This is a genomic window from Streptomyces sp. 147326, assembly GCF_045000215.1.
Classification (GTDB): domain Bacteria; phylum Actinomycetota; class Actinomycetes; order Streptomycetales; family Streptomycetaceae; genus Streptomyces.
Genome location: NZ_CP134201.1, coordinates 2,346,116 through 2,371,383, shown reverse-complemented (window position 1 = coordinate 2,371,383; position 25,268 = coordinate 2,346,116). Strand labels below are relative to the sequence as shown.

Below are 25,268 nucleotides of genomic sequence, written 5' to 3'. Positions count from 1 at the left end.
TTGATGGGATCTAAGCAATTGCAGGCAACGCTTGAGCAAGAGACCCGGCCCAAACGGATCGTCCTGGCCGAGCCGCGAGGCTTCTGCGCCGGGGTACGCCGGGCCATCGGCATCGTGGAGCGGGCTCTGGACCTTTACGGTGCGCCCGTCTACGTGCGCAAGGAGATCGTGCACAACCACCATGTCGTCGGTGAACTGACCAAGCGCGGCGCGGTCTTCGTCGACACCGAGGAGGAGGTGCCCGAGGGAGCGGTGTGCGTGTTCTCCGCCCATGGTGTCTCACCTGCGGTACGCGGCGCGGCGGCGGTCCGCCGGCTGGAGGTGATCGACGCCACCTGCCCCCTGGTCGCCAAGGTGCACCAGGAAGCCGTGCGTTACGCCAGGGACGGCTTCACCATCCTGCTGGTCGGCCACCCCGACCACGAGGAGGTCGAGGGCACGTACGGCGAGGCTCCCGAGCGGACGCTGATCGTCGAGACCGCGGAGGACGTCGCCCTGCTGGAACTGGCGGACGACACCCCCGTGGCCTATCTGACCCAGACCACCCTGTCACTCGACGAGACCGCCCGGGTCGTGGACGCGCTCAAGCGCAGGTTCCCCCATATCGCCGGCCCGCACGGCGACGACATCTGCTACGCCAGCCAGAACCGTCAGAACGCGGTCAAGGAGCTGGCCCGCGCCAACGAACTGGTGCTGATCGTCGGCTCCCTCAACTCCAGCAATTCGATGCGCATGGTCGAGGTGGCCCGCCACCACGGCGCCCGGTCCCACCTCGTTCCCGACGTGAGGCACCTGGACGAGAGCTGGCTGGAGGGCATCTCGTCCGTCGGCCTCAGCTCCGGGGCCAGCGCACCCGAACTCCTCGTTCGCGACCTCGTGGAGAAGCTGGCGGAGCTGGGTTACGACAACGTCGAGGTGGCCCGCGGAGTCACCGAAGACGTCGTCTTCGCAATGCCCGCCCGGCTGGCGGACCCAGTCACCGGGCGGATTCCGAGCACCCCTTTGGCCGAGGAGACGCAATGACCACCACAGTTGGCACCTCACCGCGTACCGTCGAGGCGGTACCCACCCTGCGCGCGGCGCGCGACGCGGTCCTCAAGGACGTCGAGCAGGTCGTCACCACCCTGCTGGAGGACGAGCGGGCCCGCTGGAAGGGCGACGCCCCGCAGGCTCTTTCGCTCATCGACGGAATCGCCGACCTGGTCGCGGCGGGAGGCAAGCGGCTGCGGCCGGCCTTCTGCGTCTCCGGTTTCCTCGCCGGCGGCGGCAGCGCCGACGCGCCCGGACTCGCGGATCTGGCCGCCGCGCTGGAGATGCTGCACGTATTCGCCCTCATCCACGACGATGTCATCGACGCGGCCGACACCCGTCGTGGCCGTCCGGCGCTGCACGTCGCGCAGGCCCGCAAGCACAGTGCCGCCGGCTGGCGAGGTGCCTCCGAGCGCTTCGGGGAGAACGCCGCCATCCTCGCGGGCGACCTGGCCCTGGTCTACGCCGACCGACTGGTGGCCGGGGCCTGCGCACCGGTGCGCGAGGAGTGGGCCGTCCTCTGCTCCGAGATGATCGTGGGCCAGTTCCTGGACGTGTCGGTCGCGGCGGAGTACAACGCCGACCCCGAGATGTCCCGCTGGGTCGCGGTGTGCAAATCCGGCCGGTACTCCATCCACCGCCCGCTCCACATCGGGGCGCTGCTCGCGGGCCGCACGGACCTGGGAGCGAGCTTCGAGGCCTATGGGCGTGCCCTCGGCGAGGCCTTCCAGCTCCGCGACGACCTCATCGACGCCTTCGGTGACGGCGAGATGTCCGGCAAGCCCACCGGGCTGGACTTCGAACAGCACAAGATGACCCTGCTGCTGGCCCTCGCCATCCAGCGCGACGAGCGGGTACGTGCCCTGGTGCTGCCCAGGAGCGGCGGCATCGACCGGGCGGACGCCGACGAGCTGCGTTCCCTGCTGATCGACAGCGGGGTGCGGGCCGAAGTCGAGTCGCGCATAGACCGGCTGGTAGCTGAAGCGCTCGACGCGCTGGAGCGCGCACCCCTGGACGACGCTTGGCGGCAGGAGCTGTCGGCGATGGCGTACGAGGTCGCCTACCGGTCCCGGTGAACCCCGGCATCCGATGGACGCACACCACACGACGGAGAAGGACGCACCCCTCATGTCTTACCTCGACACCCTTCAGGGGCCCGGCGACGTGAGGTCCCTGTCCCCGGCCGAGGCGGAGCGGCTCGCCGGGGAGGCCAGGGAACTCCTGGTGGAGAAGGTCTCGCGAACCGGCGGCCACCTCGGGTCCAACCTCGGCGTGGTCGAGCTGTCGATCGCCCTGCACCGGGTCTTCGACTCCCCGCGCGACCGCATCCTGTGGGACACCGGTCACCAGACCTACGTCCACAAGATCCTCACCGGCCGGGCCGGCATGTTCGACACCCTGCGGCAGACCGGCGGCATGTCGGGCTACACCTCCCGTGCGGAGTCCGAGCACGACGTCATCGAGAACAGCCACGCCTCGACCGCCCTGTCCTACGCCGACGGCCTCGCCAAGGCGTACCGGATCCAGGGCAGGACCGACCGCGCCGTCGTCGCGGTGATCGGCGGCGGCGCGCTGACCGGAGGCATGGCGTGGGAGGCGCTGAACAACATCGCCGCGGCCACGGACCGACCATTGGGCTCACCGCCCAGCACGTCTCCCGCGTCCTCGTCGAAGACCTGGCCCGGATGGCCGAACAGCCGCCGCAGCCCCACCCCCTGGCGGCGGGGTCCGAGCCGCAGACCGACCGAACAGCGTAAGAGGAGCCTTGAGAGGAAACACGATGCCGGTCGCGCTCGGAATGCCCCAGGCGCCCGCCCCGACGCTCTCTGCGCGCCGCACAACCCGCCAACTGAAAGTCGGCAAGGTGGGTGTGGGCAGCGAGTCGCCGGTCGCCGTAGAGTCCATGACCACCACCTTGACCAGTGACGTCAACGCCACGCTCCAGCAGATAGCGCAGCTCACGGCCGCCGGGTGCGACATCGTGCGGGTGGCGTGCCCCTCCCAGGACGATGCCGACGCCCTGCCCGAGATCGCGCGTAAGTCGCAGATCCCGGTGATCGCCGACATCCACTTCCAGCCGCGGTACGTTTTCGCGGCCATCGAGGCCGGATGCGCCGCGGTCCGGGTGAATCCGGGCAACATCAGGAGGTTCGACGACAAGGTCAAGGACATCGCCGCGGCGGCCAAGGACCACGGCACGCCCATCCGCATCGGGGTCAACGCGGGTTCGCTGGACGCCCGGTTGTACGCCAAGTACGGCAAGGCCACGCCCGAGGCGCTGGTGGAGTCGGCGCTGTGGGAAGCGGGCCTGTTCGCCGAGCACGACTTCCACGACATCAAGATCTCGGTGAAGCACAACGACCCGGTCGTCATGGTGCGCGCCTACGAACTGCTCGCAGAGTCCTGCGACTACCCGCCGCATCTGGGCGTCACCGAGGCGGGCCCGGCGTTCCAGGGCACCATCAAGTCCGCCGTGGCCTTCGGCGCGCTGCTGCGGCAGGGCATCGGCGACACCATCCGGGTCTCGCTGTCGGCGCCGCCCACCGAGGAGGTCAAGGTCGGTACGCAGATCCTGCAGTCCCTGAACCTCCGCCCGCGCAAGCTGGACATCGTCTCCTGCCCGTCCTGCGGTCGTGCCCAGGTGGACGTGTACGAGCTCGCCGAGCAGGTGACCGCCGGCCTTGAGGGAATGGAGGTTCCGCTGCGGGTGGCGGTGATGGGCTGTGTCGTCAACGGTCCGGGTGAGGCCCGCGAAGCCGATCTCGGTGTGGCGTCCGGCAACGGCAAGGGCCAGATCTTCGTGAAGGGCCAGGTCATCAAGACCGTTCCCGAGTCGAAGATCGTGGAGACCCTGATCGAGGAGGCACTGCGCCTTGCCGAGGAGAACGACCTCGGCAGTGGGAAGCCGGAGGTGGTCGCTGCGGGCTGACCCCGCCTCCAGGCTCGGCGCTGCCGCGAGGGCACACTCCGGCGCGGTACGGCGAACGGGCCGGTGGACGGCAGTCCTCTGAGGCCCTGCACACGAGAGACCTTCCCTGCCCGCCCTTCCCCGCAGCGAGACGGACACATGACACAGCCGGCAGAAGATTTCCACGAGGACGAGAAGGCCCGTCGCCCCGTCCGCGTGGTGACGGCGATTCCGGAAGAACTCGACCACATCGTGTACGCGACGCCACGCCTCGAGGAGACCGTCGGCGGATTCACCGACCTGACGGGGGTGCGCCCGGTGGCAGGCGGCTCGCATCCCGGCCGTGGGACGCGCAACTGTCTGGTGGCCCTGGGAGACCGCTCCTACCTGGAATTCATCGGACCGGACCCCGAACAGCCCGCCCCGGCGCAGCCGCGCCCGTTCGGCATCGACCGCCTCACGACACCGGCGGTGGCGACCTGGGTGCTCCGCCCGGCTGACTTCGACGTGAGGGTGAAGGCGTTCTGCGAGCGCGGTTATGATCCGGGGAGGATCCTGACGATGAGCAGGGCGGCGGCGGACGGGACGCGGCTGACTTGGCGGCTGACGGACGTCGATGCCGGGCACCCCTCAGGGCTGGTGCCTTTCCTGATCGACTGGGGGAGTTCATGGCACCCCACCCGGGCCGCCCTGCCCGAGGTCACCCTGACCGGCCTCGTCATGAGAGCGCCCGATGCCCCGGAGGTCAGCTCGCGACTACGGGCGCTCGGCGTGAGGGCTGCCGTGACGACGGGCCCGCGCCGGCTGGCCTTCACCGTGGACGGCCCCACCGGCCCCGTCACCTTCGGCTGAACCACCCACCGTGGCGGCGCCCGGCAGGTCGCTGATCGTGGCGGCGCCGGGTCCGCGAGTCAATGATCACCGGATCCGGCTTCGCGAGGACGTGATGCCGACGTCCTGGATGAGTCGCACGGCAGGAGCGGCCGACCGGCTCTGTCTTCCAGTTCGCAGAGGGAATGCTTCAGAGGCAATGCTGCCGAGGCCGGCGGAAGCCATGCTTTCCGCCTGTCTGGCCGGCTTGAGGCCCGCAATCGCCATGTTGGCCGCACCTGGGCTAGCGCCGAGGTGCGCCCAAAAGCCGCCAATGCAGGCTGGCAGCCGGAGTGCGTTGACGCGGTTCTCGTACTCGCGGCGGGCCTTGCGCTGGGCCGGGAGCGCCGCGGTGCCGTCGAGGACCTGGCAGAGGTCGAGGAGTTGCAGGTGGACCGCGAGGACGGCAGTGACGCGCAGGGTGTAGCCCTGGCCGCGTCGTACGGTGATCCCCTGGTCGAGTGTGGCGCGCTCGGCGGGCTCCAGTTCGGCGGTGCGGAGGAAGTCGGCGACCTTGCCCGGCATGTCGAGGGGCGACCGCCAGTTCCGGGGCCGGGGCGCCCGGATCGACGGACGTGTACTCGGGCAGGAGGTCCGCGACGGCGGTACGGATGGCGCCGCGGAGAGCGTCCGGGACCTGCTCACGCGGATCGCTCCGGACCAGAAGCCCACACGGTCACTGCGAAGCGGTGAGAGCCCTCGCACCGTGTCCACACCTCCGGACGGGTTGGTCACCGCCGTCGTTCAGGAACTCCGCGCCCAGAGCACCGCGCACCCGGGCGAGCTTCTGGGAGTGCTCTGCGCGGACACCAGGGTGAGCGAGCTGACGGCCCAGGGCATCGCTCACCACGCACGCATCGTGCCGGCGTCCGAAGCACGCGGCCTGGAATTCGACGGGGTCGTCGTCATGCACCCCGAGGAAATCATCACGGGCCGCCCCGGCGGGGAAAGGGACTTGTACGTAGTCCTGACCCGGGTCACCAAGCGCCTCTGCACGATCACCGTCCAGCCCGCCTGACGACTCGGCGCCCGCGTCGCCGCCGCGGGCGCACCCGGCGCGGTACAGACACCGGCCCGCGCGCACGGGGCTGCTCGCCGCCTCACCGCTCGTGGCGTGCGCGTTGGCCGGGTCGGCGACGGCCTCGTTCAGCAGCGCGATAGAGAAGGGCCGGTTCTCCACGTACGACAGCTCGTGCCCGGACACCCCGGGAATGTGCTCGGCCGCCTCGTACGGGCCCATGTTGGTGCCCTTTGACGAAGGTGGTGAGCACGTAGCGGCCGAACGGATCGTCAAGTTTCGGGTCGTTGCCCGAGGGTGGGCCGAAGCGTCGCCACCATTCCACCCAGAACGCGGTGCGGGCCACGATCCCCATCAGGGCGTGCTCCGGCATCCGGGCCTTGGCCTCCTGCTCCAGCCGCTTCGCGGAGGGCCGCTGCCCCTCGGAGCGGTGTGCCTTGAGTGGGGGGATGCCGGTTTCCGGGTCGATGACCAGACCCTCGTTGTCGGGATACCCGGCGTCCGCCGCCGCGGCGGCGGACCGCAGCTTGTCCTCCAGCTGCCGGCGGAAGGACGCGGCATCGAAGCCGCCGGTCTCGCCCTCCTCGCACAGCCCGATTTCCACCAGGTAGTCGGCGAGCTTGTCCTGTAGGTCCTCCCACGCGAGCAACTGCTCTGCCCAGTCCGCGTACTCCTCCGAGACCACCGCGACGTCCCTGGTGCGCAGCTCCTCCACCACGTGGAGTGCGTGGCGATCCTGGAGCCGATCCGCGACGACGCCTGTCGGTCCTCGTGAAATGCCTCTGACCTGTCCTGCACGGACCAGCAGCAGCGCTTGCCTAGCGAGACTGGGGCCTTGGGTGTGGCCGCGGGCGCAGGTTCCTAGCGATGCGCGGCGGGCTGGCTGTCGGCCAATGACGCGCGCAGGTCTGCCGCGACGGTTTCTGTCAGGTCACGTGCCAGACCAATTCCAAGGTCGTGGACGGCGCGTACGGCTGTGGTGAATTCCGCGATGGAGCGGAAGGCATGGCCGTACGCGCGTTGCCGGTCGATCGGCGGCAGCGGAATCCGTACCCGACGCGGATCAACCCGGGTACGGGTGCTTTGGGTGCTTGTCACGGAGGCCGCCTGCCGGCCGCCCTCGGCGCTGGACAAGAAGCCGGCGAGATACCACGGGTCGAGCAGCTCGGGGTCGGTGACCCGAAGATGGTGAACACCGGGGCCCGCGTACGTCCCGATGTCCTCTCCTGTGGCGACCCGTGCGACGACCTCGCGCGCCAGCGTGGGGAGGAGGACGTCGCCCGCCCGGATGAGCGGGTACAGCAATGGCTCCTCCGGGGCTGGTCCGACGCCGGAAGCCGGGCGGCCCGAGGTGATGTCCCGGACCAGCAGGTAACGGGCTTCGCCCGGCTCGGAGGGTACCTCGTCGGAGCCGCTCGGCGGGCCCGGGCGATGGTGGACGATCGCGCCGCTCTTGATGAGGTCTGCGAGGGCGACCGTTCGCGCTGCCGGCTGCTCGTCCGTGGACAGCTCGGGGGCCAGCGGCAGCGGGGGCACGCGTGCGGGTAGAGCGGATGAGGCAACCTCGAACGCTGAACGGGTGGCTACCAGCGCCTCCTGGGGCATCCTGCCGGGCTCGGCCTGCGGAAGATGGCGGCGGGGAGTGACGTCAGCGTCGTGGAGCAGCTCGATCAGTGGGACCGTACGGGCCATGCCGGCGCGGGGGGCGAAGGACTCTGGAGCTGCCTGGTAGTCGGACCAGATCTCCGTCACCACGGGGAGGGGCTCGGTGACCTCGCTGGCGTCGACCACCAGCAAGTGGTCGATGCCAGCCCGTTCCCCGGGGGAAGGGGCAGAGGCCTCCGGACGGCGCAGCACCCAAATCTGCAGGGGGAGGGCGTAGTGGGCGGCGAAGCCCGGCGGCAGTGAGATGACGGCGCGCAGCGCGCCACGCTGGAGCAGCGCGGCGCGAATGCGGCGTCCGGAGGGGCGTACCGCAGCGGCCGGTGGCATGAGCAGGACGACTGGGGCGCCGGGCAGAGCGTGGGCCAGGGCCTGCTGGGCCCAGGCCAGTTCTGATTCGCCGCGGGGCGGCACGCCGTACTCCCACACAGGAGAGTCGGCCAAGTCCTCGTAGCCCCAAGCGCGGTCGGCGAAGGGCGGATTGCAGACGACGGCGGAGGCGCGGCGCGGATAGGCCGGATGCCGCAGGAAGTCCTCGGCGTGTACGTCGTACACGACCGTCGGGCCGCCGGACACCGCCGCACGGAAGGCCAGGCGTAGGGCGGCGAGCCTCGAGAGTGAGGGGTTCTGCTCTTGGCCGTGGAGGCGGGTGAAACCGGCATGAGCCGCGGCGAGCATGATCGTGCCGCTGCCGCAGGCGGGATCGAGCAACGTGCCGTGGGTAGGCCCGGCAAGGGCGACCATGAGGGAGGCCAGGGCCGGAGGGGTCGGGTTGAAACCGGCCCTGGGGCCGCCTGACAGGTACCGGGTGCAGAGCTCTTCGAACGCGGCTGCCGGACCGTCCGCGTCGGCGGCGTCGGCAGCGGCACCGAGCAACTGGATCTGGCGCGGGCCGAATTCGCGCCCGGGAGAGTGGGCCAGGAGAGCCGTGACACCGGCGCGGGCGCCGCGGGCGAGGGCCAGCGTTTGGTCGGCCGCCTGCATGAGTCGGCCGCAGCCGGAGGCGGTCGAGGGGACCGTGGTGCCGGGATGTTCATGGAGATGGAGGAGGAGCGTTCCTGCCATGCCCACGGCGTCGTCCAGGGGCATGGCGTCCCCCAGCGAGCCCAGAGCCTGCCACAGCCGCTGGGCGGGCGGGATCTCCGGCGTCTTCCCTTCCCGTCGCAGCCACGCTTCGACCTCCGCGAGGTCGAAGCGTGGGCTGCGTTCCGTGCCGCCGACGGGTTGGGGGAAGTCCTCGTGGCGGCGGCGCCAGTTACTGACAGCGGTGGGGCGAACACCTGTGATCCGGGCGATGTCCGCCGAAGTGACCTCCACGCGGTTGCTGGACATGGTGCCTCCCCTCCTCGAAGTTCTTGGCCGTCCGCCCTGTGAGGGGCACGACCTGTCCGTACGTGGGGGACTGTACGCATGCCTGCGCCTCAGCCGGACTCTACGCGGCAGGCGGTGAGCAGCCAAGTACACAGAAGCTTGTGACTGTGAACATCGAATTTGGTTGACTATATCCACAACACTTGTTTTCCTGGTTGATGTGCACGGATGTCTGGCGGATGCGCAGGGGAGGGCTCATGGGTGTGTGGCAGAAGCCGGCCTGGCTGACCGGGGATGACGGATTGCTGCGAATCGGACCGGGAACGGGTGGGGACGAAGAGCGCACCTGCCCGTCCCACGCGGCGGCGAAGGCGCGCCCGGCGCTCTTCCCTGCCCATCGGTCGCAGCTTCCCAAGCCCGCGCTGGAGACCTTCACCCTCGGCCCGGTCATGGAGGTCATCGACCGGGTCGAGTTCGAGGGGGACCCTCCCGAGGCAGCGCTCGCCGCGCTTGTCTCTCGCACTCCCGCGCTGCACCCTGGGCACCGTCGTTATGCCGAGCATGCGGTGCGCACGTACCTCGGTCATGGCGACTTGGGCGGTGAGTCGGCCAGGCTGCGGCCCGTGCGCCCCTATTGGGTGGTGCAACGTGAGAACGGCAAGTTCTGGGAGATGTATGCCTGGTGGCGCCGATACGAATCCGCCGACGGGCTCACCCGGGAGTTCCGGCGGCTGCGTCACGGCACCACGAAGGGCTCCACTCCCGGTGAGATCGCCATCGCGGCGTATGTAGCGGCGTGCGGCCGCAGCGCCCCCTGGCCGCGAAAGTGGAGGAATAAATTCCAGCCGTACGGTCCGGGAAGTGGACCGGCGCGTGTCCGAGTCGTCGAAGTGGGGCTGGACGACGGGCGGCACACCGTGGAGTTCGACGGCACCGTCCGGGAAGCAGAGGCCTACTACGCCGAACACGGCCACCCACACGTCACCCGTGTCGTGACGGGCGGAGACCCGGTGCCCGGCTCCTCGTGCATCGACTGCAAGCAGTTCACGGGGTGCGCCGCGGTGCCTCGCACCCCTGGCGTGCTGGGGCTGCCCTCACAGGCACGCCCGCAACGCAAGGTGTCCGTCAGTGATCTGCGATACCACCGGGAATGCCCGGCACAGGAGCTTCTGCGCGGGCTGCATCTGCCCAAGGACGACGAGTACAGCAGTGCGGCCAAGCTCGGCCAGGCAGTGCACACCTGGATCGAGCATCTGCACCAGCGGGACGGGTGGCCGGCCTGCGCGGTCGCCGACATGCCCGCCGAGGGCGAGAACTGGACGAGTGGCCGATGGCAGGTGTCCGACGAGGAGGCCGAGACCGGCCGGCTGATGCTGCTCCACCACGTGAGCGCCTGCCCGTTCCACGACGCCGCCCTCATCGATCAAGTCGAAACGGAACCGCTGCGGGTCGTACACGACACCGCCGCGCAGGCGGTCGTCATCGCCAAACCCGACCTGCTGTACCGGGAAGACGGCTCCTGGGTGTGGCACGAACTGAAGACCACCCGGAAGGCGCGTTGGTACCACGACGACCCTCTGGACGAGTACCCCCAGCTTGCGCTGGCCGTCGTGCTGCTTGCCCGCGGAGCCTTCGGTGGTGATCCCGCAGGCTCTCGGGTGGAGGTCGAGGTCCTGCGCCCGAGCGGCTCTCACCCGTACGTCATCGACCCCACTGACCCCGATCGGCAGGCAAAGGCCATGGCCGTACTGCGCAAGTACGCCGGTCCGTGGCGCGAGGACGAGACCTACGAGGCCCGCCCGGGCCGCCACTGTCAGTGGTGTCCGGTATCCCGGTGGTGTCCCAGCAACACCCTGGCACACGAGCCTGAGACGGGGGGCGAATGACAACCGCGAGCCTGTCCGAACGGTCTGGTGGTGCTTCCGCCGCGCCGGACGAGAACCTGCTGCGCCTGGTCGCCGGCGCGCTGCTCATGCTCTCGCGGCTGCGCACGGTCCCGAACCCGGTCTATCCGGCCAACGTGCAGAACGCCTACAACCGCTTGGTCCTGCACTGCCTTCGAGTGGGCGTGGAACCACCGGGGAGCGTGCCGGACATGGCTCGATGGGCTGCCGAACGCCCGCTGGGGCGGTGGCCACTCGCCCTCCCCGAGGAACTGCGCACCGGTGACACCCGGCTGGTCGACCCCGAGACGCGGCTGCCCCACCAGCTCTGCCTGGAATGGGAGGTCAGCGCGGCCGACCCCGCAGCGGAGTTGTTCGAAAACGATCGGATCCTGGAGGCACTGGCGGTCTGCCGCGCGGCGAACGCGCCTCATGCATACACCGCGTTCCGCAAGCTGCTCACCACCAAGCCCGTCCTGACGGGCGTCGAGCTCGCTCTGCTTGGCGGCGACCCCGCATGCGGGATGCTGCTTCAGCAGGTCATCAAGCGCTGCTACGAGCCGGCGCCCGCCTCCTATCTGCGGGAGGGTGCCTACAGCCAGTGCGAGCGGTGCGGCTGCCTGATGGTGCCACTTCTGCGGGGCGGGCACCGGTGCGAGCTCGACCGCTGCCGCCGGGACGGGCGGGCCAGTGGCCCCGGCAAGGCGCTCCGGGCGGAGCGGGGAGGCGTCTTCCAGCTCAGCCGCCCCTTGAGGATGTTCATCACCAGCCCGGGGCTCGCCGAGACCGAGCTGGAGTCAGCGCTGCTGGCGAAGTTCGGAATCCGAGCCGAGATGTGGCCCAACTACGACGCCTACGACCTCCGCGTGGCGTTGCCCGGCGGCCGGCACTGGGCAGTGGACGTCAAGGACTGGGCCAACCCGGTCCTGCTCGCCCGCACGCTCACCCCGTTCCGCACCGAACCGCCCTATGAGCGGGCCTTTCTCGTCGTACCGCGCTACCGCCTCCAGGAGAACGAGGCGTACGGGCGCCAGTTCCTGCGCAACCTTCCCGAGGACCTGGTCGAACGCGTGACCCTGCTGGACGACCGAACCTTCCTGCGGCGGGTCGCCGACGAACTGCCCGGAACGAAACACACACGCGATGGAGGCCGGCATGCGTGACCGCAGTGGATGGCACCGGCGCTGCTCACCTCGGCAGCTGGCTGAAGCCTGGCCCCAGACCCTGGGGGCCTTCCGGCCCGGAGATCTGCTCGACGTCGAGCTCGGCCTCTACCTGCTGGAGAGCGCCATGCCCAGCCGCACGGCCGCGGACACGTGGCCGCTGCTCGGCGGCTACCCGTACAGCGAGGCCTTTGGCGATGTCCACACTGACGAGCAGCGTTTGCGCATCCTCCGGGCCCGGCACTACCTGTGGGATCTGAGGCGGGGGCGGGCCTGGAGAGAGCAGGTCACCGCATACATGTCGGTGCCCCAGCAGCTTCGCGGATACGACCTGGACAGCCTGGAGAGCCGGCCACGCCGCCGCCCTCCGGCCCGGGCCGCCCAGCGATTCCAAATCTTCGAGGAACTGCTCACCAGCGCACCCGAGTTCGCGACCCAGGAAGTCGCGTCCGCCGCTGCCGGGGAGTACACCTTCCGGGTCCAGGACCGCATCCACTCCGTCGAGTTCACCGCGGACCTGCTGACGGACACCTTGCCCAGATCCCACGCACTCGACGCTCCCACGGCGGGAAGGGGCAGCCCCGTCGAGGTGACATGGGAGGACCTGGAGAAGGCGGCCATGGCCATGGACGCCATCGAAGCGCTCGCCCCGGACGGTCCGCGTAGCGGCTGGGCGCGGCGACTGCGCCGCGTCAGGCTGCTCGTACGCGACGACGATCTCGGGCGGTTCGTCGAACAGGGGAGGCTGCGGATCGACCGGCTGCTACACATGGTCGGCATGGTCGGCGCCGGCAAGTCGACCATCCGCGACATCCTCACGTTCCATGTGGTGAGCCAGCCGCCCGGTCTCCGGGTCACCATCGTCGTGGGGGACGTCGCCGAGACCCTGGCCGTGGTCGAGCAGTTCGACCGCCTGGGCATCAGAGCCGCTCCCGTACTCGGACACTCGACCCGGGAGCGGAACATCAGCCGCCTCCACCGCCGGACGGCCACCGCGGGGGCCGCCACCATGCTCGGACACGAACATTCCGGGTTCGCCCACCTCAGCAGCGCCTGCCCAGTGGACGTGCTGCGCGGACTGGAGGCGCGGCGGCCGCTCGGCATCCGGGAGGCGCCCTGTCTCGGCCTCTACACGGTTCCCGAACAGGCCGAGGACGAGGGAGACCCGTCACTTGACGGGGATCCGGGCCCGCGCCGGAGCCGGCCGACTCCGCAGCGGCGCTTGTGCCCACTGTGGAACCGATGCCCACGCCACCGGGCCGCCCGCGACCTGGTCGACGCCCAGGTCTGGGTCGCCACCCCTGCGGGGCTCGTACACAGCGCGGTACCCCGGCACCAGCATCAGGAGCAGCTGCGCTATCTCGAACTCGCCTGCCGACTGAGCGACCTGGTCATCGTCGACGAGGCGGACCGGGTCCAGATGCAGCTCGACACGGCCTTCGCGCCGGCCAGCACACTCGTGGGACGGTCACCGAACTCGTGGTTCGACGAGGTGGCCGTGCACAAGTTCCAGCAGATGGCACGCGACGGTCGGCTTCAGCTGTCCGCTCGGGACGTGGACGACTGGACCAACGCCGTCAACACGGTCAGCGCAGCTACGGACCGGATCTTCGCACTGCTGGTGCAGCATGCCGAGATCAGGAAGTGGATCAGCGTCGACTACTTCAGCGCCTTCACCTTGCACAACCTGCTACTCGACAGTTGGTTCCCCGCACGGCGCAAGGGCGAGGAACTCCCGGCGGCCGCCCGCGTCCTGGACACGGCCCTCCTCCGCTTCCGGGACGGCCCGTTGCACGAGCACCAGTCCAACGGCGAGCAGGACGAAATCACACCCGTGGTCAACACCTTCGTCCACCTGGCCCTGGAACTCCTCCATGCTCCCCAGGGTGCCCGGACCCGGGAACGTCTGCGGGAAACCCTCGCCGCCGTCGTCGACCGGGACTCCGGCGTACTGGACCAGCCGGACCTCCAGGTCAGGCGGTTCGAGTTCACCCTGCTGCTGGCCGCGCTGCACAGCCGGCTGGACTTCATGACCACGCTGTGGCCCCGGGTCGAAGCAGCCCTGAACCTGGACGTCACCTCCAATGTGCTGTCCCGCCGGCCGCCCAAGGACTACGAGGCCGTGATTCCCGAGTCGCCCATGGGCAATGTGCTCGGCTTCCAGTTCCGGCACGACGAGCGCGAGCGAGACGGCGACCGAAGCGGCGAGTTGCGCTTCTTCCGCTGCAACGGGGTGGGCCGGGAGCTGCTCATGCGGCTGGGCGACCTGTGCGCCGTCGACGGACGCCCCGGCCCGCACGTCCTGCTGATGTCTGCCACGAGCTGGGCCGGGACGTCCAGCCGCTACCACCTGCATGCCCCGGTCGGTGCGATCCTGCGCCCGCTCGACTCCGAGATTCGCGCGGTGCTCGACACCGAGTTCCGCAAGGAGTTCCTCTACTGGCCCGACAGCCCCCACCCCAAGCCCCTCCGCCTGTCCGGTTGCGACCCGGAAGAGCGTCCGCAGGCGCTGATCCACATGCTGCACCAGCTCGCCGTACCCGACCGCAGCCTGCCGGACGCCGTCAGCATGCTCGACACCGAGCTCGCTGAGATCGAAGACCCGGAGCGGCGCCGGATCCTGCTGCTCGTCGGCAGCTACGACGAGGCCCGGCGCGCCGCCGAGTACCTCAACCAGATCCCCGAGTGGAACGGGCGGGTGACCCAACTCGTCTCCGATGACGCCGACTCCGACACCGCCTGGACCCGGATGCCCGAGGATGGCGGGGTCCGCACCTTGCCCCGCGGCGACGTCCGGTCCTTCCCCGCGGTTGGTGGTGACCTGTTGGTGGCCCCTCTTCTCGCCGTGGAACGCGGGCACAACATCGTGCTCAGCGGGGGGAAGGCCGCCATCGGCAGCGTGTACTTCCTGGCCCGGCCGCACCCCAGGCCCGACGACATCTCTCTCGCCATTCAGGCGATCAACGACTGGGCGGTGCGCCAGCTCCGGGACACCGACGGGACGTTCAAACAGGCCGCGCTGGCCGCAGCCACCCCTGACCGGGCTGCGGTGGCCTTCCGCAGCCGCGCGCGCCGCCAGTGGAACCGCCTGCTGACCCGGCGCCTGGCCTGGTCCAGTCTGCGCGAGGACGAGAAGACCGCGTTCACCTGGGACCAACTGGTGGTCATCTGGCAGGTCATCGGCCGTCTGGTGCGCGGAGGTGTGCCTGCCCGTGTGGTCTTCGTCGATGCCGCGTTCTCGCCGCGTGAAGCCGGCTTCCAGGCGACCGACACCCCCGAAACCAGCCTGCTGGCGAGCATGCGTCAGGTGCTCGCCCCCTACTTCCTCGACGACCCCGACTCTGATCTGGCCGCCATCGACAAGTCGCTCGTGCAGGAGCTGTACGAGCCCTTCTACCAGGCGCTCGCCGACATGGGCTGACCAACGCCGAACCGACCTCTGTGCCCCACCCGCCCTCGTACAGGGAGAACCACTCCGTGGAATACCAGCACATCCGGACTGCGGCCTACACGGCCGACCCGTCGCGCGGCTCCTTCGCGGTCCCGATGCACACGCTCGTGCTGCCAGCCGAATGGGAGCAGCCGCTTCTGGAGCTGCGCCGTGCGGGCCTGACGGAGCGCGAAGCCGCCTGGCGCCGCACCGTGCCCACGCAGGCGGTCAACCAGCTGATGCGTGCGACCGCGCCCGACATCGTCACCGTCGACGGGACGGCGACCTTCGGCTCGCAGCGCCCTTGGCTGTACTGCGACCAGGAGTACCCGATGTCAGTCATGAACACCTACATCGCCGCGTGGCTCAGGAACCTCGGCAAGAACCCGGACGACCCCGCGACCGGTGCCCAGCTGATGGACACTTTCCGGGACCTGAGTCCGGCGCTCCCGCACTGGCAGCTCGGCATGGTGGACCTGCTCGAACAGGAGCTGTCTCCGGGGAAGACCGCCCTGCCCGCGAACCACGTGTACCGGCTGCTGCCGGAGGTCCTGGCCGGCCGGATCGAGCGGCAGGAACCCTACGAGCACAACGGCCAACGCCTGATGTTCCGACGGGTGGCCCAGCTCCCGGGCGCCCGGGGCCTCGGCAGCGGTGGTGCGGAGCTGATGTCCTGGCCGCCACGGAAGATCGAGTCGGGCAAGGCGCCCTCCTACTATGCGGCCAGTATCAGGATCACGGTGCGCACCTCACCCTTCTCGTCGGTCCCCCGAGTGCACCTGGCCACGGGCATCCGCCGCTTCGTCACCGGAAAGGTGTGGATGCCGTACCAAAAGGGCGTCTCCGTCTATCTGCTGCCCGACACCTCGCTCGTCCCGGACGGCCCGTCCTCGCCGGCCTTCTCCGTGGCGGCCATCCGCTGGCGCAACGGCACCACGGACTGGAGCCAGGGCGGAGCGCAGGGCATGCTCGGCTACGTCACCGCGCTCGACGCCCTGCCGTCCGTGGACCGACTGGTCAAGGAGGCCGACCACTGGATCGGTGGGAGGGACGGGCTGACTCTGGCCGTCGGCCACCAGGCGGCGATGGGGGCACACCCCGTCGGCACCGGTCTGATGCCGAGCGAGCGGCGGCGGCTCACGGAGTGGGCCGAGCAGGCGCTCGCCCCGGAGCTCGTACCGGTGCCGCTGCTCGGACGCAGCCAGTACGCCGGCCCGCCGAAGCGTCAGCTCCAGCCTCTGCCGTCCATCCCTAAGGTGGAGAAGAAGCCCGGGGACCTGGCCGCCGCACTCGGTAAGCGGGAACAGCGTGGCGCAGACAATGCGGTCAAGCGCAGGGTCCGCCTCGCCGAGGCCCTCGACGGCGCCGCGCTCGTCGGTCTGGTCCTCTACCAGACCGACGACCAACGGGACCGGGTGCTCGCGGCTGCGGAAGCGAGCCTCGGCCTGGACGGCCATCGGCAGGAAGGGACGGGCGAGATCTGGCGGTGGGACACACCGGAGCTCTCGGTCAAGCTCTGCGCGCTGCCGCTCGGTGACCTGGGCGCACCGCTCGGCGGAGAGCGGGTGCCCCGCCGGGGAAAGGAACACGAGCAGGCGATCGACGAGCGTCGCCGCAAGATCGTGGCGGCACTGGCGCCGGGCCGCCTGCCGGTGACCGGCGCGCAGGTCGCCTTCGTGGAACTCGAGGGGGAGGAGAGCTTCCGCAACGCCAAGCGGCGAGCCGACCCCAAGTACGCCATCCGCCTCGGCTGCGCCGAGGCCGGTCTGGTCACACAGTTCCTCCGCCCCTTGGACCAGGACCTGGAGCCGCAGAAGGCGGCCGAGGAGGCCGTGATCCGCGCCGAGGCGGCCTGGGCGGACGGCGTCCGGCAGACTGGTACGCGCTTCATCCCGCAGCACACCCTCGGTGACGAGCTGATTCCGCCCGGACTCAACCAGCTCGCCTTTCACCTTGTCGAGCAGCGCCGCGACGGTCCGACCGGAAGGCCGCAGTTCACCCCCATCGCCGTCCTCATCCGGCCCGGAACGAAGTGTGTGCTGGGCAAGACCGCCGACATGCACGAGTGGGTGCCGTACCCGGAGCTGCTGAAGTCCCTCACCGGACGGGTCAGGGACACGGATCTCAATTCGGCGGCGCAGCAGTCCGCGCACGTGGCCGCCTTCGTCAAGAAGACCGTGGCCGGCCTGCGCAGCGCCCCGACGCTGGTGTTCGTACACGCGCAGGACGTGCGCAAGCGCTGGCCGTGGCTGCGCAACGACGGACTGCAGCAGGACCGGCTCGGTCTGGACGGCGGGCCCGTCCAGCGGATCGGCCTCTACGGCAAGCAGCTCCGGGTCGTGCGGGTGGCCGACAGCGGGCGTGACGAGACCCCTCAATGGTGGGCGGAGGCGGAGGAGCTCGACGCGAAGCACAAGGGCCTGCAGCGGGCCGGTTTCGCCGGCGGCCTGTGGGTGTCTCGTCTACCCGACGACTCCGGCCGTGTCTTCTACAGCACGGCCGGCAAGGCCAGTACACAGACCAAACTCACCAACGAGGACGCGAAGCTCACCGCCCACACCAACGCCTCGGGCAAGAACGCCTTCCGGCCGAAGGCCAATGCGTGGAATCCGGAGCTCCTGGAACTGACGGTCGCCTGCCTTCAGGCGGGGGACGACGCGGAGGCATGGGCGGCGTTCGTCCACCAGCAGCGCATCTGTGACGACGACTACCGCGACGTGCTCGGACTGCCACTGGTCCTGCACCTCGCGCGGCTCGCCGACGAGTACGCCCTCCCGCACGAAGAGGACGACACGGTCGACACCGATTCCAAGGAGGAGCAGGCTGCTGACAGCCAGAGGTCCGTCGAGCAGCTGGCCTTCGACTTCGCCCTGGACGACTCCGACCAGGAGTAGCGGCCTCGTCATCAGTCTCAAATGACGCGACGTGTGTACGGTGTCAACGTGTTGTGAAAGTCACTCAACAAGGTGGTCGTGTACGCTGGCGTTATGGCTGATATGGAGGGTGCTTCGCCGGAACAGCTGGTGTCCGGGTCCGAGATCGCCCGCCTCGCAGGTGTGACGCGGGCGGCTGTCTCTAATTGGCGTCGTCGCTATGAAGACTTCCCCGCTCCCAGAGGTGGCGGTGTGAACAGTCCGCTCTTCGCCTTCACCGAGGTGCAGGTATGGCTGGACAGGCAGCACAAGGGACAGGACGTCTCGGACGAGGTCAGGCTCTGGCAGGCGGTGCGGGCCGCATACGGGGAGGACATGGTCGCCGGCGTCGCAGACGTCGCCCGTCGGCTGGCGCAGGCGGAACCCACTCCGGATCTTCCCGCTGACGCCGTACGGCTGTCCGAAGAGCTTGTCCGTTCCGGTTCCGCCGCCTCGGTCGTCGAAGGGCTGGCTACCCGGATCACCGACTCCGTCGGCCGCTCCGGCTCCGACCATGTCACCTCCGAGCGGATCCTCCGCGCCCTGTGTCATCTGGCCGGGACCCTGCCCGATGACGCCACCGTGCTGGACCCGGCCTGTGGCATCGGCACGCTGCTGCTCACCGTCGGACCAGAGCGCGGGCTGAAACGTTTCGGGCAGGAGCGGGAGCCGAACAGTGCGCGCCTGGCCCAGCTCCGGGCCGACCTGGGCGGGCAGGCGGATGTCTCCGTCACCGAAGGTGATTCGCTCTGCGGCGATCGGTGGCCTCAGGTGCGTGCCGATCTGGTGGTGTGCGACCCGCCCGTCGGTGTCACCGACTGGGGCCGGGAGGCCCTGCTGCTCGACTCGCGATGGGAATTCGGCACGCCGCCCAAGGCCGAGGGTGAACTGGCCTGGCTGCAACACGCATACGCCCATACCGCTCCAGGCGGCCGGGTCCTCATGGTCATGCCCGCGTCGGTCGCGTACCGCAAGGCAGGCCGCCGGATCCGGGCCGAGCTCGTGCGGCGCGGGGTACTCACGCAAGTCGTCGCCCTGCCCGGCGGAGTCGCGGCCTCGCATGCGCTCCCCGTCCATGTCTGGCAGCTCACCCGCCCCCTGAACGCCGGTGACGCGGCGACCGCTGTGCGGCTGATCGATCTGACCGCCAACCAGCCGGAGGGGCCGCTGGATCCGGCTCCACACCAAGTGGTGGAGGCCCCCTTGGTCGACCTGCTGGACGACGCCGTCGACCTCACCCCCGGCCGGCACATCCTGGCCTCGCACCGCGACTACCGTGCCGAGTACGAATCCCTGCGGGCCCGGCTGGAGCACCAGCTCGCCCAGCTCGCTGCACTCCTTCCGACCCTTGCCGAGGGGACCGGCCCCGGAACCCTGGATACCTCGACGGTGAGCGTCGCCGAACTCGCCCGAGCTGGTCTCGTCGAGTACGGAGATACCGAGCCGGCGTCGGTCAGCGACCAGCTGGACACCGACTACCTTCGGGGCTTCCTGCACAGCACGGCGAACACCCGGCGCTCGACCAGCGCCAGCGGCACCTATCGCTTCGACGCCCGAAGCGGCCGGGTCCCGAAGATGGAGATCGAGGCGCAGCGCCGCTATGGGCGGGCGTTCAACGCGGTCCAGGAGTTTGAGGAACGTGTCCGGGAGGCCGCGGACCTCGGCCGTCAGGCAGTGGAGCTGGCCCGCGACGGGCTGGGCAACGGGGCACTCATGCCGTCCCCCGACACGGACGCCTAGCCGGGAGAGTGCTCGCCCCGTTGCCGTAGTCGGGGTCAGCGATCGGCTGCCTGCGGAACGAACTCGCTCGCCGGCCCGGACCAGGAGACGTAGAGCGCCTCCCTGGCCCGGGTGCATGCGACGAACAGCAGGCAGCGCTCTCGCAGCAGGTCCGATTCGTGCTGAAGGGCATCGATCGAAGCCGGGGTGACCTCTCGGCCGAACGGCAGGGCGCCGGCGGTCACCCCGATCACCGCCACGCAGCGGAACTCCAGCCCCTTCATCGCGTGCATGGTGGCCAGGCGCACCCCCTCCACCTTCGGGCCCGGGTTGTCCCGTACCCGGGCCACCGGAATCCCGTCCGCTGCCAGCCGCTCGTACACCTTGTCGAGGAGCAGGTTGAAGCGGGCGCAGATGCCGATCTCGGACGGCCTCACACCCTGCGCGATCCACTCCCGCACCCGGTCCACCAGCGCCGCGACCTCTGCCGGCTCGGAACCGTGCCCTCCCACGCTCGGTCGGCGCCCGTGGAGGACGGAGCGGTAGCCGGCCAGGCTGTCCGAGCCCGCTCCACCGAGGTCTTCGACGGCCACCGGGGCCAGGATGCCCGTAGACCAGGCCAGGATCTCCTCCGTGCTGCGGTAGTTGATGCGCAGCCGGGTGGTGCGGCCGGTCACCGAGATCCCCAGCGAGCTGAGCGACACCCTCGAGTCGTAGATCCGCTGGTGCGGGTCACCGGTGATGAACAGGTCGTCGCTGCCCGGCGCGACCGCGCCGCGCAGCACCCGCCACTGGGCCGGATGGAGATCCTGCGCCTCGTCGATCACGACGTGGTTGTACGGGGGCGGGGCCTGCGCGAGCAGTCGGGCGGCCCGCGCGCATACCTGGAGGTGGGTGGTGGAGCCCTGTCCGCTCAGCATCGCCTCGAAGAGTTCGACGGCCGGCCACAGCTGTTCCCGCCGGGCGGCGGACAAGGCGTTGCCGCGGCCCCGCCGCAGAGCCGTGCGGTAGGTGTCGAGATCGCGGATGTCCTGGGCCAGGATGACGTGCCGGTACTCCTGCGCCAGGAATTGCTCGGACCAGGGCAGTTGCAGCTTCTTCAGCACGCGCTGCCAGACCTGCCGCTCCTCCCGGTCGTTGACGGGGGACGGCATCCGCGTGCCGCCGTCGGCGACGGTCCGGTGGGCGAAGGCGTTCACCGTGGTCACGTCGACCCGGGCCAGCTGTTCATCGTCGCCGTCGAGCAGTAGAGCGAGGTTCTCACGCAGGGCCTGCGCCAGGGCGTTCGTGTACGTGGTGAGCAGGACCCGGGTCTCGGGCGAGCGGGACAGCAGGTGCTTGACGCGGTGCAGGGCCACGACGGTCTTGCCAGTACCCGGCCCGCCGGTGACCTGGACCGGACCGCCGTACGACACCCGGTAGGCGACCCGGCGCTGCGAGGGGTGCAGGAACACCCGCCACGCGGCGAACGGCTTGTTCAGGATCTCGGTCAGCTCGTCCGCGCTGCTCACGAGCGTGATCCGGCTCGTGGTGTTGGCGATGGCCACCGCCAGGCTCTGGTCCGGGTCGGGCCCGGCGTCGGACGGGCGGCGTACCGTGACGACGTCCCGGTAGACCTCCTCGGGACTGAAACCTTCCGCGAGGTATTGCAACGCCTCGAACTGGTCCTCCGGCAGGAGTGTCCCGAAGGCTTCCAGCTGGGGCTTGTTGATGACCGTGCGTACCGCCCGCAGCACCTGTTCGTCGATGCCGAGATCGCGGAGCACGGTGTCGGAATACTGCCCGAACAGCAGGGTCGGGGCCTTTGCGGCAGCCTTCTCCAGGGCCGGGGTCAGCTGCTCGATCGCGACGACGTTGCGGACCTCCAGGCCTCGCGTGGCCTTGTTGGTCGTGTACAGGCGTTTGGCCGCCCAGGTGTACGCGTCGTCGTGCGGCACCACATTGACCAGCAGGAAGACGTCAGTGCCGTCGTCGGGGGAGAGGACCACACCGCGCCAGAAATCGTTGACGCGGATCGTCCGCATCCGGGGGTCGCGTGCCTTGTCGACGGACTCCAGGTGCAGTCCCTTGTCGGCGTACAGCTCGGCTACGGTCAGCTTCTGGAATTTCTCCATCGCCTTGCGCACGCCGGCTTTGATCGGCTTCTCCAGGACGTCGTAGCTCTCCCAGAAGCTGTTGGCGAACGCAAGCTGTGGCACGACGTGAACTCCCCACCCTGGACGGACACTCCGCCGCCGATCATACGGGCAGGTCAGCGGCCATATGCTGGGAAAGGGCGGCAATATCGGCCAGCAACGCGGCCGGTTCTCGGTCCAGGTCCAGGGCGTGCTGGTGGAGGACGATGCCCGCGTGCCGGACCCGGTGGGCGGCGTGCGGCGCATTGCCCTTCGCGTAGATCAGATGCCCCTCGGGCAGTCCGAGCGCGGTGCAGTAGGCGAGCATCTGGTAAAGGTCGGCGTCCGGATAGCCGTCCCGTTTCTCGGCCTTGTACTTGGCGTCGGCGACCGCGCGCGGGGTGCCGTCCGGCCCGTACACCACGAAGTCCGGCTTCATACGGATCGCATCCTCCTCGTCGAGGTGGTGCGGGTCCTGGAGGGCGCCGGTGAGATCCGAGCCGCGCAGCGCCTCGCGCAGGGCGACCGTCACGAAGTCCTCGAAGAGCCGGTTCATGTCGAACAGGAAACCGTCGATGCGCAGACCGCCGGGCGCGTGGTCGGGTGAGGACCCGTCGAGCACGGCGCGCGCGAGGTGCAGGGCGGGCTGGTAGCGGGTGTTCAGTCGCGACGGCTGCCAGGCTGGCAGCGGCTGTCCGGGAACCAGCGGGGTGGTGTCGGCGAGCCGGGCGCGCTGGTGCAGGAGGCGTCGGCGTACCTCGCGTGGCACGCCCGGCAGGCGCAGCAGCCGCTCGACGGCCGCCCGCAGCATGCGGTTCTCGGCGATGTCGGTGGTGAATTCGTCGTACGCCACCTCGACCGGCAGAGCGGCCCCGAAGCGGCGCCGTATCTGATCCGCCTCGCGGATCCGCCCACGGACCACCAGCGCGCTCTCCTCGGTCGCCCGGTACCCCTGGAGCAGCCCCTGGCGCAGGGCCCGGTCGATCTGCCGCTCCACGGCGTGCGCGAGCGCCGGCAGCACCTCGCGATGCTCAACCACGTCGACCTGACCGTCCCGCCAGGCGCCCTTCGGGTCGAGGCTGTAGCCGAGCAGGAAGAGCAGCCGCGCGATGGGCACCTTGGGCGTGACACGGACGGTGACGGGCCCGCTCCCGTCGCCCGGTACGTCGACGGACACCGCGCCGACCTTGCTGCCGGCCCGCAGCAGCCAGCGACCCGGCGTGTACGGGTCGGGGGAGGCGTCCACGATGCGGGCGGCGGCCAGTGCCCGGCCGACCGCGTCCGGCAGGGCGTGGCCGGTGGCCGGGGCGTGCTCGACGAGCTCGATGACCGGGGTCACGCGGGCGACACCGGATCGGGTTCCGGCGGCTGGGGGAGCGACCGCCGCAGCGCGGCGAGCCCGTACCGCTTCTCGATGTCGATGCCCTCGCCGTAGTGGTGCTCCTCCAGCAGCGGAAGGATCTTTGTCCGCCAGGTGCGCTCCAGCCCGCCGTCCCGGTACACGCCCTTCTTCATCAGGTACGACGGTCCGATGCGGAAGTCCGGGTCGTCGATACGGGCGTTGAGCGCGTTCAGCAGCTCGGCCGGCTCGGAGTCCTTCTTCTGGGATTCGAGCCAGCGCCGCAGCAGCCCGCTGGTGGGCTCGGTGCGCGGGGACAGCTCCACGAACGCGAACCGGCGCCGCATGGCCGCGTCCACGAGAGCGATCGAGCGGTCCGCGGTGTTCATGGTGCCGATCACGAACAGGTTCGGGGGCAGCGCGAAGTCGTCGCCGGAGTACGTAAGCCGGACGGACTTGTTCCGGTACTCCAGGAGGAAGTACAGCTCGCCGAAGACCTTGGCCAGGTTCGCCCGGTTGATCTCGTCGATGATCAGGAAGTGCGGCAGGTGCCGGTTGCCCTCCCGGGACGCCAGGTCGGCCAGCTCGCGCAGCGGGCCCGCGGTGAGCCGGAAGGCGACCTCCCGGGTCTCGGGGTCCTCCTGCGGCCGGAACCCCTCGAAGAAGTCCTCATAGGCGTAGGAGGGGTGGAACTGGACCAGCTTCACCTGTTCCGGCCCGCCGCCGAGGTACTCGGCCAGCTTCAGCGCCAGATAGGTCTTGCCGGTGCCGGGCGGCCCGTACAGGACGAGCTGACGATCGTCCCACAGCAGGTCCCGGACCTCGCGCAGCCAGTCCGTCTTGTGGACCAGCAGCTCGGCGGCCAGCTCGTCCGTCGGCTCCGGCAGCTCCAGCTCCCGCCGCGCGGCGAGCGCCGGGATCTCCACGCTCGGATCCCGCTCTATCGCCTCGGCCTCGTCGGCCAGCTCCTCGTCGGTGAGGCCGAGGCCGTCGATGACGGCCTGGACGCTGGTCAGCTCCACGACGTCGTGCTGGATGGACAGCTTCTGCTGCAGCTCCTCGGGCAGCTCGTCGTAGGCGTACCCCTCGTCCTGCCACGTCACCGGTCGGCGCAGGTTGGACCGGTGGTCCTCGGACTCGGTCTGCTCGACTTCCCCGGTGATCTCCCCGACGTACAGGCGACCGCCGGAGATGGTGCACACGGTGTCGCCCGGCTTCATCCGGGACAGGAACGCGTGAAGCTCCTCCACGAGGTCCTGCTTCTGGCTGTAGGTCGCCGTGGACTCGTAGTCCTCCTGGACGAGGGTGCGGACCTGCTCCTTGCTGATGCCCGTCTCCACTCCCTGGCGCAGCCGGGAGGCGGCCAGAGTTACCCGCCCCTCGGGCAGCCACATGCGCTGGACGAGGTCGAGCCCGGTGACGTTCGAGCCGCGGACGAGCCAGGCGCGGTTGGGGCCCCAGGACGCATCCGGCATGAAGTCGCCGAGCGGGCGGCCGTCCTCGGTCTTCCAGCCCGTCCATCCGTTGGTGCTGCTACCGGTGAGGACGGCGGCCGCTTCGGAGGAGGAGTTGAACGTGATGGTGTCGGCCGTCTCCAGGCAGTCGGGCCAGGTCGCCGTCTTCTTGATGCGCCCCTCGGAGATGAGCTGCTCCCGGAGCCGGTGCGCGGAGGGCACCCGCTTGGGGAAGGACGGCACGACGTCGGCCCGGACGGGCTGACCCGGACCCACGACGAACCGGCGGCTGCCGTTCGTCCCCATCTCGTCGGTCTGCCGCCCGCGCGCCTCCGGCCCGCCGTTCGGCAGCCGCAGGCGGAACTCCGGGTATGGGTCCGTTGCCATCGGGGCCTTCCTCTCCTCTTCCACGGGTGGGCGGATCACTTGCGGGCAGGCTAGTCGGAGCCACCGACA

General features: G+C 69.9%; 15 protein-coding genes and 2 pseudogenes. 11 read left to right on the top strand and 6 right to left on the bottom strand.

From position 1 onward, the window contains the following. The first annotated feature begins 18 nt into the window (after nucleotides 1–18). The 5 genes and pseudogenes from RIU97_RS10360 to RIU97_RS10340 all read left to right on the top strand — a co-directional run bounded on the left by RIU97_RS10360 (nucleotide 19) and on the right by RIU97_RS10340 (nucleotide 4,789). A complete protein-coding gene (locus tag RIU97_RS10360) occupies nucleotides 19–1,023 on the top strand; it encodes a 4-hydroxy-3-methylbut-2-enyl diphosphate reductase (RefSeq protein WP_404955463.1) in 1,005 nt (334 codons plus the stop codon). After that, complete coding sequence (locus RIU97_RS10355) at nucleotides 1,020–2,105, top strand: polyprenyl synthetase family protein (RefSeq protein ID WP_404955461.1); 1,086 nt, start codon at nucleotides 1,020–1,022, stop codon at nucleotides 2,103–2,105. Before RIU97_RS10360 ends, RIU97_RS10355 begins: the two co-directional genes overlap by 4 nt. Nucleotides 2,106–2,157: 52 nt before the next feature. After that, nucleotides 2,158–2,715 (top strand): annotated as a pseudogene (locus RIU97_RS10350) (1-deoxy-D-xylulose-5-phosphate synthase N-terminal domain-containing protein); the annotation flags it as partial. Nucleotides 2,716–2,809: 94 nt separating this feature from the next. Then, a complete protein-coding gene (gene ispG, locus RIU97_RS10345; protein WP_404955459.1) occupies nucleotides 2,810–3,958 on the top strand; it encodes a flavodoxin-dependent (E)-4-hydroxy-3-methylbut-2-enyl-diphosphate synthase in 1,149 nt (382 codons plus the stop codon). A gap of 138 nt (nucleotides 3,959–4,096) precedes the next feature. Next, nucleotides 4,097–4,789 carry a VOC family protein gene (locus tag RIU97_RS10340; RefSeq protein WP_404955457.1) on the top strand — a complete coding sequence of 231 codons (693 nt, stop codon included), beginning with the start codon at nucleotides 4,097–4,099 and terminating at the stop codon, nucleotides 4,787–4,789. 66 nt (nucleotides 4,790–4,855) lie between these two features. Here RIU97_RS10340 and RIU97_RS10335 read toward each other — a convergent pair whose 3' ends face one another. After that, the gene (locus RIU97_RS10335; protein WP_404955455.1) at nucleotides 4,856–5,332 is read right to left on the bottom strand and encodes a hypothetical protein; all 477 of its coding nucleotides are present in this window, start codon (nucleotides 5,330–5,332) and stop codon (nucleotides 4,856–4,858) included. A 97-nt stretch (nucleotides 5,333–5,429) separates the two neighbouring features. On the opposite strand from RIU97_RS10335, the pseudogene RIU97_RS10330 reads away from it, so the two are divergent. Next, nucleotides 5,430–5,825, top strand: a pseudogene (locus RIU97_RS10330) (ATP-dependent DNA helicase); the annotation flags it as partial. An 82-nt stretch (nucleotides 5,826–5,907) separates the two neighbouring features. Here the strand turns inward: RIU97_RS10330 and RIU97_RS10325 are convergent. Beyond that, a complete protein-coding gene (locus tag RIU97_RS10325) occupies nucleotides 5,908–6,543 on the bottom strand; it encodes a hypothetical protein (protein WP_404955453.1) in 636 nt (211 codons plus the stop codon). Between the two features lie 143 nt (nucleotides 6,544–6,686). After that, entirely contained in the window at nucleotides 6,687–8,819 is a 2,133-nt protein-coding gene (locus RIU97_RS10320) for an N-6 DNA methylase (RefSeq protein WP_404955451.1), read from the bottom strand. 236 nt (nucleotides 8,820–9,055) lie between these two features. Between RIU97_RS10320 and RIU97_RS10315 the strand changes: the two genes are divergently transcribed. The 5 genes from RIU97_RS10315 (at nucleotide 9,056) to RIU97_RS10295 (ending at nucleotide 19,926) form a co-directional block, all read left to right on the top strand. Further along, nucleotides 9,056–10,684: a PD-(D/E)XK nuclease family protein gene (locus RIU97_RS10315; protein WP_404955449.1), complete on the top strand. Its 1,629-nt coding sequence runs from the start codon at nucleotides 9,056–9,058 to the stop codon at nucleotides 10,682–10,684. Further along, nucleotides 10,681–11,844 (top strand): hypothetical protein, encoded by a 1,164-nt coding sequence (locus RIU97_RS10310; RefSeq protein WP_404955447.1) that lies wholly within the window; start codon nucleotides 10,681–10,683, stop codon nucleotides 11,842–11,844. Before RIU97_RS10315 ends, RIU97_RS10310 begins: the two co-directional genes overlap by 4 nt. Further along, on the top strand, nucleotides 11,837–15,265 hold the full coding sequence (locus tag RIU97_RS10305; protein ID WP_404955445.1) for a signal recognition particle: 3,429 nt from the start codon (nucleotides 11,837–11,839) through the stop codon (nucleotides 15,263–15,265). The genes RIU97_RS10310 and RIU97_RS10305 overlap by 8 nt, the downstream gene beginning before the upstream one ends. Before the next feature lie 56 nt (nucleotides 15,266–15,321). Next, on the top strand, nucleotides 15,322–18,168 hold the full coding sequence (locus RIU97_RS10300; RefSeq protein WP_404955443.1) for a pPIWI_RE module domain-containing protein: 2,847 nt from the start codon (nucleotides 15,322–15,324) through the stop codon (nucleotides 18,166–18,168). A 93-nt stretch (nucleotides 18,169–18,261) separates the two neighbouring features. After that, the gene (locus RIU97_RS10295) at nucleotides 18,262–19,926 is read left to right on the top strand and encodes an N-6 DNA methylase (protein WP_404955441.1); all 1,665 of its coding nucleotides are present in this window, start codon (nucleotides 18,262–18,264) and stop codon (nucleotides 19,924–19,926) included. Between the two features lie 35 nt (nucleotides 19,927–19,961). On the opposite strand, the gene RIU97_RS10290 is transcribed toward RIU97_RS10295, so the two are convergent. From RIU97_RS10290 to RIU97_RS10280, 3 genes are read right to left on the bottom strand one after another with little or no spacing between them, the layout of a single operon-like run. After that, entirely contained in the window at nucleotides 19,962–22,103 is a 2,142-nt protein-coding gene (locus RIU97_RS10290; protein ID WP_404955439.1) for a UvrD-helicase domain-containing protein, read from the bottom strand. 40 nt (nucleotides 22,104–22,143) lie between these two features. Then, nucleotides 22,144–23,358, bottom strand: a complete 1,215-nt coding sequence (locus tag RIU97_RS10285; protein WP_404955437.1) for an McrC family protein — start codon at nucleotides 23,356–23,358, stop codon at nucleotides 22,144–22,146. Beyond that, nucleotides 23,355–25,199 (bottom strand): DUF4357 domain-containing protein, encoded by a 1,845-nt coding sequence (locus tag RIU97_RS10280; RefSeq protein WP_404955435.1) that lies wholly within the window; start codon nucleotides 25,197–25,199, stop codon nucleotides 23,355–23,357. The genes RIU97_RS10285 and RIU97_RS10280 overlap by 4 nt, the downstream gene beginning before the upstream one ends. Nucleotides 25,200–25,268: the final 69 nt, after the last annotated feature.

Excerpts from the sequence above, each read along its gene's own strand:
- RIU97_RS10305 (WP_404955445.1), top strand. The coding sequence starts at position 11,837 with ATGCGTGACCGCAGTGGATGGCACCGGCGCTGCTCACCTCGGCAGCTG.
- RIU97_RS10340 (WP_404955457.1), top strand. The coding sequence starts at position 4,097 with ATGACACAGCCGGCAGAAGATTTCCACGAGGACGAGAAGGCCCGTCGC.
- RIU97_RS10315 (WP_404955449.1), top strand. The coding sequence starts at position 9,056 with ATGGGTGTGTGGCAGAAGCCGGCCTGGCTGACCGGGGATGACGGATTG.
- RIU97_RS10335 (WP_404955455.1), bottom strand. The coding sequence starts at position 5,332 with ATGCCGGGCAAGGTCGCCGACTTCCTCCGCACCGCCGAACTGGAGCCC.
- RIU97_RS10355 (WP_404955461.1), top strand. The coding sequence starts at position 1,020 with ATGACCACCACAGTTGGCACCTCACCGCGTACCGTCGAGGCGGTACCC.
- RIU97_RS10280 (WP_404955435.1), bottom strand. The coding sequence starts at position 25,199 with ATGGCAACGGACCCATACCCGGAGTTCCGCCTGCGGCTGCCGAACGGC.
- RIU97_RS10320 (WP_404955451.1), bottom strand. The coding sequence starts at position 8,819 with ATGTCCAGCAACCGCGTGGAGGTCACTTCGGCGGACATCGCCCGGATC.
- ispG (WP_404955459.1), top strand. The coding sequence starts at position 2,810 with ATGCCGGTCGCGCTCGGAATGCCCCAGGCGCCCGCCCCGACGCTCTCT.
- RIU97_RS10295 (WP_404955441.1), top strand. The coding sequence starts at position 18,262 with ATGGCTGATATGGAGGGTGCTTCGCCGGAACAGCTGGTGTCCGGGTCC.
- RIU97_RS10310 (WP_404955447.1), top strand. The coding sequence starts at position 10,681 with ATGACAACCGCGAGCCTGTCCGAACGGTCTGGTGGTGCTTCCGCCGCG.